The following is a 14,192-nucleotide window of genomic DNA, read 5'->3' on the forward strand; positions in this document are numbered from 1 at the left end:
GATGGTTCTCCTCCGTGGTATGAATTAGTACTCGCCAATCACTTGGCCATCTTGCCGATTAACGAGCCGGTTTAAGATGGTTTGATTGACCGTTTCGCTCACGAAAACAACTGAACCATCCGCGCGGCAAAGATTTGCGCCGCCGGGATGAAGCGACGAGAATGCCGCACGGACATTCCAAGCAAAGTCGCCGTTTGATTGCGAAGTGGTATTCGTTCGCGTGCTGAATGGATTGATTCCAGGCTCGGAGCACGCTGTTGTATCGCCGGAACCACGGTTCTGATGGAAGTCGTCAGCGTTGCTCGAGTGATTGCGGTTCAAGTATTGATTCGCTGCATTGTGATGGTAAATCTCCGGACCACGCGTCCAGCCCCAGCAACGTTCGCCGAGCAAGATTGTGTTCGACGTTCCATCGGTGATTTCCGAAAACGAGCTTCCCTTGTTTGCCTCGTAAAAAATACCTGTCGAGTTCTTGGCGGTCTTGAAATTGGTTCCATTGCCGCTGTGCTGACCACCGACATAGTTCCCGACCGCAGGGGCGAAGCCGTCCACGAGTCGATGCCCGATCGTTCGCCCTGATTGAATATCAGGAGCCGTATCGGAAGGACATTGGTACGGATCGAGCGGCGCCTGAAGCGTGTCGCGAAGCAGCACGTTTGGTGAAGAGCCGGTAGAATCGGCAGCGGCCTGGGTGGCTGTGCGGTTGGTAGGATCCAGCACGTCGTAGATGTTCGTCTGTTCCATCTGTGGCAAGATCATCGCGTTCCATGACCAGCCAGCCGAACTGGTGCCGCCGGTATGCCCTGCGGGAAACTTCCCGTAGGTATCGTGGAAGTTATGCAGCGCCAGAGCGATCTGCTTTTCGTGGTTGGTGCACTGCATCCGGCGAGCCGCCTCCCGGGCCTGTTGCACGGCCGGCAATAGAAGCGCGATTAACACGCCAATGATGGCAATCACCACCAATAATTCGACTAGGGTAAATCCAGCCTGATTCCGATGAGAAGAATTCATCGCCACCTCACAAATGAAAAAAGAAGATAGATAGGTAGGAGAAAAGAAGATTGGCTCGTCTGGCAGGCAAACAAAACACCCATTCCAGGGAGTCATCCAAATATATTTACCTAATAATTTCTTTTTTCGATAGGCACTTTGGGGAGGGCGCTGCAAATCGGGCATATCTCCCCATTTGATGGCGGATCGCCCAACAAAAAAAGGCGATGCCAACCGTCGTTGGCATCGCCCTCACTTTTTCGTGTTTCTAAATTCGCCCCGCAGCTGTTAAGTGCTGGGGGATTCTGTGGATGGCTTGATTTCTTTGGCGAACTTTCGAAGCACCACGTAGAAGACTGGCGTCAGGAACAAGCCAAAGAACGTCACGCCGACCATCCCTGCGAACACGGCCGTTCCCAGCACGCGACGCATCTCGAACCCGGCTCCTGTGGCGATCAACAGCGGAATCACGCCCAAAATGAAGGAGAACGCGGTCATCAAGATGGGTCGCAAACGAAGTCGACATGCTTCCACAGCGGCCTCGAATCGGTTCCGACCGGCGTCTTCCTCTGCTTTGGCGAACTCGACAATCAAAATCGCGTTCTTACAAGCGAGACCGACCAGCACGATGAATCCGATCTGCGTCAAGATGTTGTTGTCCATTCCGCGGAACCAAATTCCGACAATGGCAAACAGCAAACAGAGCGGCACGATCAAGATGATCGCCAGCGGCAAAAGCCAGCTTTCATATTGGGCGGCAAGCGTCAAAAAGACGAACAAAACGGCCAACGGGAACAAGAACACAATCGTGTTACCGGCCTGACGTTCCTGGAAAGCGATATCGGTCCAAGCGTACCCAAACCCCGGAGGCAAGTTCGCATCGCATAGCTGCTCCATCGTGTTAAGCGATTGCCCGGTACTGAAGCCCGGGACCGTGTCGCCGTTGATGTCCGCGGCAGGGTACAAGTTGAATCGTACCAGTCGGTCCGGCCCAACGGTTCGTTCAATATCGACGATCGAAGCAAGCGGTACACTGGCGCCACGTGTACTTCGCGTGCGAAGCTGCAGAATATCGCTCGGTTCGTCGCGGAACTCAGGCTCGGCCTGAGCGGTGACACGATAGGTTCGGCCGAGCATGTTGAAGTCGTTCACATAGACAGACCCCAAGTAAACCTGCAATGCGGCGAAGACATCGTTGACAGGGATGTCGAGCATCTCGGCTTTCGTTCGATCGACATCCGCACGAATCTGCGGCACCGACAAACGGTAGTTGGAGAACACCTGAACCAACCCTGGCTGCTGATTCGCTTGCCCAGCGATCTGCTGCGTGACTTGGCTTAACGCCTCGAGCCCCGCACCACTTTGATCTTGGATGTACATCTTGTAACCGCCACCACGACCAATCCCGCGGACCGGCGGAGGAGGAATCACAAAGATCTGGGCTTCGTTGATTGCGGCCAGCTTCTGGCGAAGTTCGCCGACGATCACGTCGACACCTCGGTTCCGAGCGCTTCGCTCTTTGGCATCTTCCAGTGGCAGGAACGTCACCGCAGCACTCGGGCTGATCGAAAACGTCGAGCCTGACAGCCCGGCGATACCGACCGAGTGAGCGACACCGTCGATCTCGCCACCAAGCCGCGCGACTTCTTTGGTCACGATATCGGTTCGCGAAAGAGCGGCACCGTCGGGCAACTGAATTGCCACGATCACGTACCCTTGGTCCTGCTGCGGAATGAACCCGTTGGGGACCATGCCGAAGCTGTAGTAGGTCGCCACCAGCAAGCCGCCGTACAGCAGCAGCACCAACACCGACACGCGAACGATTCGCGAAATGAAGCCTGCGTAGATGTTACTGGTAAAGTCGAACGTACGATTGAACAGGCGGAAGAACCACCCGAAACAGAAGTCGACCATCTTACCGATGCGGTTCTTCTCGGCGTCTTTTGGACGCAGCAGCAACGCACACAGGGCAGGGCTGAGAGTCAACGAGACGAACGTCGAAAACGCCGTCGAAATGGCAATGGTAATAGCAAACTGCTGATAGAACCGACCGCTGATGCTCGGGATGAAGACGGTCGGTACGAACACGGCGATCAGTACCAGCGTCGTCGCGATGAGCGCGGAACCGACTTCGTCCATTGCTTTGTGGGTCGCTTCGCGTGGGGATAGCCCTTCGGCGATCAGACGCTCGACGTTTTCGACCACCACAATCGCGTCGTCAACGACGATCCCAATGGCCAACACCAAACCGAACAGCGACAGGGTATTGAGCGTGACCCCCATCGTCTGCATGACGGCAAACGTCCCGATCAACGAAATGGGAATGGCGATAACCGGAATGATGGTCGGACGCCAGCCATGCAAAAAGATGAACACGGTGAACACCACCAAAACCGTGGTGATCAGCAGCGTATCGAACACTTCCGCGATCGATTCTTCGACAAAGTCAGTCGGGTTGTAAGCGATCTGATAGCCAATCCCTTGAGGAAAGTCTTTGCTCAACTCGTTCATCCGGTCTTTGACTTCTTTCGCCGTATCGACCGCGTTGGTACCAGGCCGCTGATAGATGAGCACCGCCACGGCCGGATTGCCGTCGAGATAACTCAAGCGGGAATAGTCCTGGGCACCCAGTTCTAAACGGGCGACATCTTTCAGCCGCGTGACACGTCCATCTTCGCCACGCTTGATGATGATGTCGCCGAACTCGTCGGTATCTCTCAATCGCCCCTGCGTGGTGACGTTCAGCTGAAACGCCCCGGTTCCATCGTTGGGCGGCTGACCGATCACACCGGCCGCGACTTGCACGTTTTGACCACGAATGGCCCCCAACACGTCGCCTGGCGTGAGATCCAAGTGCGTCATCCGCTCGATATCGAGCCAGACACGCATGGCGTATTCGTTACCCCCGGCGATACGAATATCGCCGACGCCGTCGAGTCGCATCAACGCGTCGCGAACTCGGAGAAACGCGTAGTTACTAATGTAAAGCTGATCGCGGCTTTGGTCAGGCGATTCCAAGTGAACCACCATCAACATGTCCGGAATCTGCTTGCTGGTGGTGACACCAATTTGGCGAACCGCTTCCGGTAGGCGAGGCTCGGCGATGGCAACACGGTTTTGGACGAGCACCTGGGCGTCGTCCAAGTCGGTTCCCAGCTTGAACGTCACCGTCAGTTGCATCGTTCCGTCGGCACTCGAAGACGACTCCATGTAAAGCATGTCGTCGACGCCGTTCATTTCCTGTTCGATCGGCGTAGCAACCGTGTCGGCAATGACCTGAGGCGTTGCCCCGGGATAACTCGCGCGAACAACGATCGTCGGCGGGGCGACGTTAGGATACTGCGAGACGGGAAGCGTGTAGTAGGTGATGCCACCAATTAGGACAATAATGAACGAGAGAACCGACGCGAAGATCGGTCGCTCGATGAAGAAGTGAGGGAATTTCATCGAACGGCCTCCTCGTTGGCTTCCACGGCCGTTTGCACGTTCTGTCCGCCGTTGCCGGTCATTTGAATGGAGCTCAGACCTGGCGAAATCCATTCGTCCTGCGGCAGCGGCGTGTAGGTATCGGGCAGGCCATCTTCGACGACTTCGATCTCGGCCGGCTCGGCGTTGACGACCATTTCAGGTCGGCATAGCAAGAGACCTTTGATGACGAGCGATTCGCTGCCATCCAAGCCATCGCGTACCACGCGAAGCCCATCTACCAGCGGTCCGACTTCGACGTTGCGACGTTCGATCTTGCCATCGACGACGATATAGACGTACTGCGAAGATTGATCGGTACCGATTGCCGAGTCAGGAATGAGCACTGCTTGATACGACGCACTACCTGGCAGACGCACTTTGCCGAACATGCCAGGCACGAGGACTTCGTCTTCGTTGCGGAAGATGCAACGCACGCGAATGCTGGCCGTGTTCGAGTCGAAGCGGTTATCGACGAACTCCATATGCCCTTTGTGCGGGAACTCTTTTTCGTCCGCGAGCCCCAGGTAAACCGGGTTCTTCGCTGAACGCGAGCTCTCTCGCTTTCCGGACAACGCGAGACGAATGTACTTAAGAGCCTGCTGTTCGTTGACGTCGAACGTGCAGTAGATCGGGCTGACCGAAGTGATCGTCGTCAGCAGTGTCGAAGTCGCCGTGCCGCCGCTGACCAAGTTGCCTTCGGTGACGTACTCGCGGCTGATTCGTCCCGTGACAGGGGCGTATACTTTACTGTAACTTAGGTCCAACTCGGCGGCTTCGATGCTTGCCTCGGCCGATTGAACGGCGGCTTGAGCCGTGCCGATTCCCGCTTCTGCGAGACCAATATTCGCTTCGGCAGCCACCACGTCGGCTTGAGCCTGGCGGAATTCGGCTTCGCGCTGATCGAGTTCGTCCTGCGCGACGGCGTTGGAAGTTCGCAGAGTTCGCGTTCGTTTGACTCGTGCATCGGCCAGATTCAACTGCGCGTCGGCTTGTTCTTTCTGGGCTCGAGCTTCATCGAGTTGAGCCTTCGACTGAGCCAACTGCGACTGGGCTTGAGCCATGCTGGCTTTCGCGCCGTTGAGCGTCGCAATGAACGGACGCGGGTCGATCTCGAAAAGCAATTCGCCTTGGTTGACGATCTGGCCTTCGTCGAAGTGAATTGCCTGAAGGTAACCGCTCACGCGAGCACGAATTTCGACGAATTCGATCGGTTCGAGCCGGCCGGTGTAGGCGTCCCATTCGACGATTTGTTTGGTGACCGGCTGCGAGACATTGACCGTTGGTGGTGGCCGATCGCCGGGAGGCGGCGCTGCGGCGGAGCATCCAGCCAACGAGATTGCCCAGATTCCACACAAAAGAACTGCCAGAGAAAGCAGTGTGCGTCGTTGAAAGATTTCCATAAAGCTTGGCAAGTTTCGGGAGTGAGTTTGAAGGTGGTCCAGCGATATCTTTTTCATTGGGATTGCCAATTCTAGGGATCCTATCGGAGGGGTCGAGTGGACTTAGGTCGTCATCGGCGGTCGGTTTGCCGCGACGATTTCTCCTGGCCACGCGAGGGTTTATCACACGCCCATGGCAACCAACCGCGTCGATTCGCTTCCCCCAACTGGGTTAAGTGGGCGCTGAGCCCGCTATTCCCGGTATTATGGAAACGATACCGTTTCCTAGATCCCCACTAAGTTGGTGGCCTAATGGTTTTAGACCATCCCTGCGCGGGGAATTCGTGGCGACAAACCGGCCCGAGCTTTTGTGAAGCAGACTACGCTCGGACGGAAAAAAATCTTAGAAAAATGTCACATCAATGGTTAGCAACCTAAGTGTCCAGCTAGTTGGACACTTTGGTTCGCCTTCAGCGGCACAGCCCGAAGTGGGGGATTCAAGTAGGTCCTAATCCTCTGTCGGCGTCGATTCTTCGCCGGGATGGTCGGTTCGAGTGAGGAGAAATTCCACCATCTGGTCCAACTCGTCGGCGGTCAGCGTCGACGCGAACGACGGCATATTATCCCCGCCGTTGTTAATACGAATGACGAGTTTGCCGCGATTGAGACGATTGCCAATGACCGAAAGCTCTGGCCCGCGATGGCCCCCGTGCCCGTCGACGTCGTGGCAATAGAGACAGCCTTTCTGCTGTAACAGCAAAGCCCCATGCTGCACGCGTGGATCTTCCGAACGAACGATTTCTGGTGGAAGGGGCTTCACGTCGAAGTCGGGCGACCATGGTTTGCGATAGCCATAAATCGTTAGCACTAAAAACGCGGTCGCTCCGAAAACGACGGTACCAATCGCCCAAGGACGCCGCGAAGGAGCGCGATGACCGCGGTTGGAAAGCATCGGCACGATAAACAGCCCGATCATGCCCAAGATCGGCATGCCGAGAATGACATACGTTTCCAATTCCGGCGGAAGCATCGACAAGATGGCGAAGTACCACCAGAAATACCAGTCCGGCATTGGGTTGGTATGAATGTCAGACGGATTCGGGGCGGTGCCCAACTCGGGTGGCCCAATGAAGATCGCACACCCCAAGATGACGGCGACCATGATCGTCGAAAACACCACGTCACGCCACGCGGCGATCGGCCAGAAAGGAACGCCGGTCTTTTCGAGCCGCGCTTCGTATTCTTCTTTGTAGGTTTCAGGCTCGACCGGCTGATCCTTCTTCGGCATTTCGGAAATGCCATGCCGCAAGATCAACCACAAGTGCAGTCCCACGCCGGCAAAGATCAGCCCCGGCAAGATGAACACATGAATCGCGAAGAACCGACTCAGCGTCGAGCCACCGACCGTTGGACCGCCAAGAATAAAATGCGATATGTACGCCCCGATAAACGGCACACGGCCGGCCATTTCAGCGGCGACCATCACCGACCAGACGCCGTTGGCATCCCAGCGTAGCAGTTGTCCGGTGAACGCCATTCCGAGAACGACGAACAGCAGCACCACGCCGCTCATCCAATTCATTTCGCGAGGGTATTTGTACGAAGCGTGCAGAAAGACCTGAGTCATGTGAATGACGGCCAGCATCACCATGGCGGTCGCACCATAGTAATGCATGCCGCGGACCATATACCCCAGCGTGGCATCTTCGGTGATGTAGATCAGGCTTTTGTAGGCCGCATCGCCCCCAGGGACGTATACCATTGCCAATGCCACCCCGGTCAACACTTGCACGATGAAGGCGCAAAGCGTCGCACTGCCGAAGACGTACCACCACCGCGCATCGCGGGGGACAACATGTTCCAGCATCGGCATGACCACATCGGAGAAGCCGCTCCGATCGTCGATCCAGTTCCAGATCTTCGCGAGCATCCTTACACCTGGTCGTTTGTGGTCAAAGGGACAGAAGACGTTTCGATCTCGACGAAGCCATCACGTACGCGGACTTGATAGCGAGCCAACGGCTCCGGTGGCGGCCCGGCAGCGACTTCGCCATCTTCGTAATAGACCCCGCCGTGGCAAGGGCACATGAACAGCGAAGCATCTTCGACCCAATTCACAGGGCAACCGAGGTGCCGGCAGTTGATCGAAAAAGCAATGAACTCTTCGTCAGAAACGCGACGCAGCCAGGCGCCTGTCAGCGCGGTGACGCCGGCCCATGGCTGCGTAATGGAATCGGTAAATTCGACACTGACGGTCTTGCCGACTTCATAGGCGTCGAGTTTATCGAGCCGACGCCAAACGTGTTTTTCACGACGAAAGACGGGAGCCAGCACAAAACCAATGCCTGGCAGCGTGATCCCCAAGCCGATCAGCGCGGAAAGGCCCATGCTAAGCTTCGTCAAAAAGCCGCGGCGATCGTCATCTTCCGCGGTTGGCGGCGACGGTTGCACTTCACTCACTTGCCGTTTCCTCTAGCCACTCTTGGCGTATCTCGTTAATCCACATCCACAACGCCCACGCCATCACCCCGAAGCCGCCCAACGACATGATCCACATCGTCGTGATTCCCCACAGCAGCATCATGATGCCAAGGGCCATGGCGGCAGGGGCAAACGTAGGTCGAGGCGTAATCTCGGTTTTCGTTTCGGTTTCGTGTGCTTCGCTCATACAGATGCCTCCGGGCGTTCGTTCGGCAACGTTGCGTTCGAAGCGGAATCGTATTGGCCTTCTTCCATCGCATACCAGCGGCACATCACGCCGATGATCGCACAAACGTAAAGCGAGCAGGGGGGAACCCACATCAATAGACCGCCAAGCTGTTGATCGACCATCGGGGTGAATCCGGCCTGATAAAGGGCCGTCAGTATACCGACGCGATGAACCGGGTTAGCAAATGCTGGACAGACCGAGATGGTTGTGAACGTGATGTAAATGCCCAGCAACGTGCAGCCGACGCAAGCGGAAAACAAGTAGATGACACCCAGTAGCGGTTCCAAACGGAAGCGACGCACCGGTGTGTAAATGGGCCACCAAAACGCGAGTCCTGCGGCCAAAAACGTGATCGTGCGAAGCCAACCCAAAGGACTGCTCTGTGTTGCGGCACTACAAAGTGACGGAACATGCCAAAGCCACATCATTCCGAGTCCTGCGACCCAGCCCAGCATTGGGTGCGCTACGTAGCTTCGCAGTCCTGCCAGTTTCGAATGATTTACCACTTGTTCAACTTGCGGTCGTGGAAGACTTAACACGAAAAACAGCGGCACCACCAACAGCAGCAAAAGATGCTGCACCATATGGGCGCTGAAGAGGTAGCCATCGGCCAGCACACCGATCGGCGAAACGAAAGCCAAGATCAGCACGCTAAGCGAAGCGATCAGCCACGGCAGTTTCCATTCGGCAAGTTGCGTACGCCACACCCAAGCCGAGACTGCGGCCGGCAGCAGCACAAGCCACACCGGTGAGCCCCAGTTCCAGAGCGAAGCGTCCAGCAGAAACGACATCACTGTAGATACCCCAGGTAAACGATGGCGAAAACAATAATCCAAACGACATCGACAAAGTGCCAGTAAATGCCCACCGCACTCAGCACGCTTTGCCGCTTCGACGAAAACGAATCGCTGTAAGCCAACGCCAAGACGATTCCTAAAGCGACGAGTCCCGCCGTCACGTGCAGCCCGTGAAAGCCGGTCACCGTGAAGAACGTCGCGGCAAACAGATTCAAGTCGACGGTAATATTGGTGGTGATCAGTCCATAGTATTCCCACATCTGCCCAAGCATGAACGTCGCTCCCAACAAGATGGTAAGCGTCAGCCAGCGGCGGAAGTGGATTTGCTTGCGTGCTCTGAGTGCTTGCTCGGCGAACCAGAACGTGACGCTACTCAGCAGCAGGCAAACGGTGAATGCGCCCGTTCGCGTGGCGTCGAGAGCCGAATCGGCGTTCGGGCCTTCGCCGCTGCGGGAATTGAACACAACGTACGAAACCAACAGCAGCACGAAAAAGACCGCTTCGGATGCGATAAAAGCCCAAGCCAGCGTCGTGGCTTTATTGGGACGACGGCCACTATCTTCGGGCGTTTGCGACGACTTCCAGTCGGCCAGATCAGGCTCAGCCTCATCCCAGAGCGGACGACGACTTTTGACTTGGGGAATGGTCTCGAAGTTTTCTGCAGGCGGCGGCGACGTGGTGGCCCATTCCAGCGTAAAGCCATTCCAAGGATTGTTGCCGGCGATGGCCCCATTTCGCAAGCTGGTCGCAATGTTCCACAGCAGGACGAGCGTCCCCACCGCCATGGCAACGGCCCCCAGGGTCGCGGTCATGTTCAGCAGCATCCAGCCAGGGTTGTCGGCGTAGGTGTACGTTCGCCGAGGCATGCCCATCACACCGAGGAAATGGTGCGACATGAATGTTGCGTTGAGTCCAAAGATCCAAAGCCACAGTTGCCATTTGCCGAGCGTTTCGCTGAGCATTCGCCCGGTCATTTTCGGGAACCAATAAAACGTCGCCGAGAACAGCCCAAAGACCGTTCCACCAATCAATACGTAATGAAAATGCCCCACGACGAAGTAGGTATCGGTCAACTGCCAGTCGATCGGCACGGCCGCGAACATCACCCCGGTCAGCCCGCCAATGACGAACTCTAACAGGAACGCCACGGCAAACTGCATTGCAACGGTCAGGTGAATGGCTCCGCCCCACATCGTGGCGGTCCAGTTGAATATCTTCACCCCCGTCGGCAACGCGATCAGCAGCGTTCCGACGGCAAAGAAGATGTCGGCTCCCATGCCCAAGCCTACCGCGAACATATGGTGGGCCCAAACGCCGTAGCTAAGTAGCACAATCACGGCACTCGATCCAGCCACGAAAGCATAGCCGTAGATCGGTTTCCGCGAGAACGTCGGAATGACTTCGGAAATCATTCCGAACGCCGGCAAGATCAAGATGTAAACTTCCGGATGGCCGAACACCCAAAAGAAGTGTTGCCAGAGCACGGCCGAGCCACCCCGATCAGGCTGAAAAAACGCCGCTCCCAACCAACGATCGATCAGCAACATGGCAAGCGCCGCATTGAGCGCCGGCAGGGCGAGAATCGTCAGGATGGCCGTCATGAAACTCATCCAGACGAACAGTGGCACGCGTTGCAGGCTCATTCCTGGAGCGCGAAGTGTGATCACCGTCACTGCAATGTTGATCGCTGCGGCAACCGAACCAACGCCGAGGCAAAGTAAGCCGATGATCCAGTAGTCTTGCGCGACCATCAGGTTATAGGGCTTCGTCGACAGCGGAGCGTAGCTGAACCAGCCTGCATCGGGCGCTTTGCCGGTAAAGAAGCTGAAGTAAAGCAGTATCCCGCCCATCGGCAGCAGCCAATAGCTCATCGCGTTTAGCCGCGGGAAAGCGACGTCGCGGGCCCCGATCATCAGCGGGACAAAGTAATTCGAGAAGCCGACCAACACCGGCATGCCAACCAAAAACACCATGGTCGTGCCATGCATGGTGAACATCTGGTTGAAGAAGTCAGGCGAAAGAAAGTCGTTTCGCGGCAGCAGCAATTGAAAGCGGATCAACAACGCTTCCAAACCGCCGATCCCCAAAAAGATGGTAGCGGTCAGGATGTACAGGATGCCAATCTGTTTGTGATCGACCGAGCTGACCCACGACAAAAGTCGACCTGGGGCGGGCGAATCCATCGCCGGCGACTCGCTGGTTTCGACTAGCGGCAAACTCAACGCAATGTCTCCAGATACGCAACCAGTTGGTCGAGTTGTTCGTCATTCAGCTTGAAGTTCGGCATCTTGCACCCTGGCTTCAATGCTTGTGGATTGGCCAGCCACGTTCGCAAGTTCTCCGGTGAGTTCTCGATCACTCCGGCTCCGATTTGTTTCCGGCTGGCGACGTGAGTCAGATCAGGGGCGAAGTCTTGCTTGGCGTCGGTGCCGGAAATGGCATGGCACTGCGAACACGTCAACTTCATAAACAAGTCCGAGCCTTGCGAGGCCAGTTCTGAATCAGGAGCCTCCGAAGATTTCAGCTCGCGCTGTTTCCACGCCTCAAAATCGTCTGGCTCGTGGGCGATAACTAAGAAGTTCATCCACGCGTGCTGCGTACCGCAATACTCGGCACAGCGTCCTTGATAGGTGCCCGGCGTGTTGGCTTCGAGCCAAACGAAGTTCTCGTGACCGGGAATGGCATCCATCTTCCTGGTCAGCTGAGCCACCCAAAAGCAATGAATGACATCTTCCGAGCGAAGTGCCACACGCAGCTTTTTCCCGGTCGGAATATGTATTTCGTTGGCTGAAACGATCCCGGAATCGGCGTATTCGATCTCCCACCACCACTGATGTCCGGTGACAACAATATCGACGCCGTCGTTCCCATTCTCAGCCCCGCGTACATACTGCGTCGGCAGGGCATTGAGCGTCAGTATCAGCTTGATGCTGATCACCGCGATCCAAACGACGATGATCACCGGTCCCACCATCCAGAAAATTTCGCGGCGGTGGCTGCCGAAGTCTTGAACAGGGACTTTTTCGGTTACGCGAAATCGGTAAAGAGCCAAACAGATCAAACCGGCGACGATGGCAAAGATGCCGGCGCTGATGATCAGCACTTGCACGAAGAGATCGCGTATCGATTCCGCCTGAGGTGATGCCGGATCGAATACGGGAAATGTCGACTCCATCGCGCGCTGTCTCTACGGTGCAGGTCCAAAGCTAATTCCATGCTGACCGTAGCGATTGTACGAAGATTCTTTCGCGCCGCAATCGTTTTCAGCGAGAAGCAGCCTCACGGTAACTTAATACTTGCCCTTCTGCCTGCAAAATTTCGCGTAGCTGGTCAACAGAAACATCGCGAAGATTGGTTTCTTCCTCCAGACTCAAATGGGCCGCAAGTCCCGCGGCATGCCCCAGTGCCATCCATGTTGGCTCCATGCGCATGGATGAGAAAGCCACATGCGTTGCCGAAACGGCGACGGGAACGATGAGACCTTCGACCTTTTGGGGGATCATCACACGATAGGGGATTTGATACGGTCGCGTGATATGGGCAAGCATGCCCAGGTAACCTTCAAGCACCACGCTGTCGCCAGGTTGCTTTTTACGAACCGGGAAACTGTCGATCGGAAATTCCCCCACGGCGATCGTATCTTCGAATTCCGGCGTGGTCGGCGACTCTTCCGTCACCGTTACATCATGCTCGGTAAGTGTTGCTTCGCCGATCAGCCGACGCCCTTCGCGAACATATAGTTGCCACGGAAAATGATCGTTGTCGGCGAACTCGTCGGCAGGAAGCTGGTATTGCCGGGCCATTTCGCGGTGCTCGGCCGGGACCGCTTCATCGTTTTGCAGGAACCACAGCAGCCCTAACGTCAAGTGACGATGCCGCAGAGCGATCTCGTCTCGGCGCTGCCAATCAGCTTCGATGTAGTCAGTATTTTCTTCCGCGAAGGGAAACGCGAGAGGGCGGGGGTTGATGTTGGCATCGACTTTGCCGTTAGGCAGATCGGTCACCGAAAGAGCCCTAACAAGCGTATCGAAGTGTTCGGGGTAGTAGCCCCAGCCATCCTTGAAGACCTTCGGGGCGCTCAAGCGACCTTCTTCTAAGTCAGCCAGGTAACCGAGGTATACTTCGCGGTCGTACTCTGGCGGTGGCTCGTTCAGCGGGACGCCGTTGTCGGGATCACTGGATAGACATAAACGATAGGTGTAAGCCGGCAAGCGATTATCCGCGTCGCCGGTGCTGCGGGGCAGGATCGTTCCGTTTTGATAATCGAAGTAGATAGCCCCCGCATGAGGCTCATCGAATTCGCTGCGTCCTTCGCGTCCGAGTCGGTATTCGGCACCGGCTGCCGCGAGCAGGTCTCCCTCGTAAGTGGCATCAACGAACGAGCCGGCCGAAAGCTGCCATTCTTCCCCTGTCGTTCGGTTCAACAAACGAACGCTTTGCAGGCGTTGGTTTTCCACGTTCGCTGCTTGAAATTGGTGCTGCGTGAGCACAGTAATGCCTGGCAGTTCTTCCAGGATCTCCAGGAAGACTTTCTCGGCCAGGCATGGCTCGAAGTAATAGCCTTCGCGGCACAGGGCATACGCTTCAGAATCTTCGCCCAACTGTTGAATGTAGTGTTCGCGAATGCGGCCGATGAACTCCAGGAACAATCCGCCGATTACTTCGCGATGCTCGATGTCGCTCTTGCCCAAGCCGCTGGTCGACATGCCTCCCAAATGCCCATTGCGTTCCACCAACGCGACCGATCGTCCATGCCGTGCCGCTGCAATGGCCGCCGCGATGCCTCCGGGCGTTCCCCCGATCACGACGACATCGTATGCCTGATTGCTTTCGACCATTCCGCTTCTC

Annotated in this window: 10 protein-coding genes; all 10 read right to left on the bottom strand. The window is 56.3% G+C overall.

Going from position 1 to position 14,192, the window contains the following annotated elements:
- Positions 1 to 24: 24 nt before the first annotated feature.
- Complete coding sequence (locus LA756_RS05475) at positions 25 to 1,011, bottom strand: DUF1559 domain-containing protein (protein ID WP_224438870.1); 987 nt, start codon at positions 1,009 to 1,011, stop codon at positions 25 to 27.
- A gap of 267 nt (positions 1,012 to 1,278) precedes the next feature.
- Complete coding sequence (locus LA756_RS05480) at positions 1,279 to 4,437, bottom strand: efflux RND transporter permease subunit (protein WP_224438871.1); 3,159 nt, start codon at positions 4,435 to 4,437, stop codon at positions 1,279 to 1,281.
- The gene (locus LA756_RS05485; RefSeq protein ID WP_224438872.1) at positions 4,434 to 5,915 is read right to left on the bottom strand and encodes an efflux RND transporter periplasmic adaptor subunit; all 1,482 of its coding nucleotides are present in this window, start codon (positions 5,913 to 5,915) and stop codon (positions 4,434 to 4,436) included. Before LA756_RS05485 ends, LA756_RS05480 begins: the two co-directional genes overlap by 4 nt.
- 430 nt (positions 5,916 to 6,345) lie before the next feature.
- On the bottom strand, positions 6,346 to 7,767 hold the full coding sequence (locus LA756_RS05490; protein ID WP_224438873.1) for a cytochrome b N-terminal domain-containing protein: 1,422 nt from the start codon (positions 7,765 to 7,767) through the stop codon (positions 6,346 to 6,348).
- A 2-nt stretch (positions 7,768 to 7,769) separates the two neighbouring features.
- Positions 7,770 to 8,297, bottom strand: a complete 528-nt coding sequence (locus LA756_RS05495; RefSeq protein WP_224438874.1) for a ubiquinol-cytochrome c reductase iron-sulfur subunit — start codon at positions 8,295 to 8,297, stop codon at positions 7,770 to 7,772.
- Positions 8,290 to 8,505: a hypothetical protein gene (locus LA756_RS05500; protein WP_224438875.1), complete on the bottom strand. Its 216-nt coding sequence runs from the start codon at positions 8,503 to 8,505 to the stop codon at positions 8,290 to 8,292. The genes LA756_RS05495 and LA756_RS05500 overlap by 8 nt, the downstream gene beginning before the upstream one ends.
- Positions 8,502 to 9,338, bottom strand: a complete 837-nt coding sequence (locus tag LA756_RS05505; RefSeq protein WP_224438876.1) for a cytochrome c oxidase assembly protein — start codon at positions 9,336 to 9,338, stop codon at positions 8,502 to 8,504. Before LA756_RS05505 ends, LA756_RS05500 begins: the two co-directional genes overlap by 4 nt.
- On the bottom strand, positions 9,338 to 11,566 hold the full coding sequence (gene ctaD / locus LA756_RS05510; RefSeq protein WP_224438877.1) for a cytochrome c oxidase subunit I: 2,229 nt from the start codon (positions 11,564 to 11,566) through the stop codon (positions 9,338 to 9,340). The genes LA756_RS05505 and ctaD overlap by 1 nt, the downstream gene beginning before the upstream one ends.
- A complete protein-coding gene (gene coxB, locus LA756_RS05515) occupies positions 11,563 to 12,519 on the bottom strand; it encodes a cytochrome c oxidase subunit II (protein WP_224438878.1) in 957 nt (318 codons plus the stop codon). The genes ctaD and coxB overlap by 4 nt, the downstream gene beginning before the upstream one ends.
- A gap of 88 nt (positions 12,520 to 12,607) precedes the next feature.
- Positions 12,608 to 14,182, bottom strand: a complete 1,575-nt coding sequence (locus LA756_RS05520; RefSeq protein ID WP_224438879.1) for an FAD-dependent oxidoreductase — start codon at positions 14,180 to 14,182, stop codon at positions 12,608 to 12,610.
- Between the last annotated feature and the right edge of the window lie 10 nt (positions 14,183 to 14,192).

This window comes from Bremerella sp. TYQ1 (genome assembly GCF_020150455.1).
Classification (GTDB): Bacteria; Planctomycetota; Planctomycetia; order Pirellulales; family Pirellulaceae; genus Bremerella; species Bremerella volcania_A.

Coding starts and splice junctions, on each gene's coding strand:
- LA756_RS05475 (WP_224438870.1), bottom strand. CDS start 1,011: ATGAATTCTTCTCATCGGAATCAGGCTGGATTTACCCTAGTCGAATTA.
- LA756_RS05480 (WP_224438871.1), bottom strand. CDS start 4,437: ATGAAATTCCCTCACTTCTTCATCGAGCGACCGATCTTCGCGTCGGTT.
- LA756_RS05485 (WP_224438872.1), bottom strand. CDS start 5,915: ATGAAAAAGATATCGCTGGACCACCTTCAAACTCACTCCCGAAACTTG.
- LA756_RS05490 (WP_224438873.1), bottom strand. CDS start 7,767: ATGCTCGCGAAGATCTGGAACTGGATCGACGATCGGAGCGGCTTCTCC.
- LA756_RS05500 (WP_224438875.1), bottom strand. CDS start 8,505: ATGAGCGAAGCACACGAAACCGAAACGAAAACCGAGATTACGCCTCGA.
- LA756_RS05505 (WP_224438876.1), bottom strand. CDS start 9,338: ATGTCGTTTCTGCTGGACGCTTCGCTCTGGAACTGGGGCTCACCGGTG.
- coxB (WP_224438878.1), bottom strand. CDS start 12,519: ATGGAGTCGACATTTCCCGTATTCGATCCGGCATCACCTCAGGCGGAA.
- LA756_RS05520 (WP_224438879.1), bottom strand. CDS start 14,182: ATGGTCGAAAGCAATCAGGCATACGATGTCGTCGTGATCGGGGGAACG.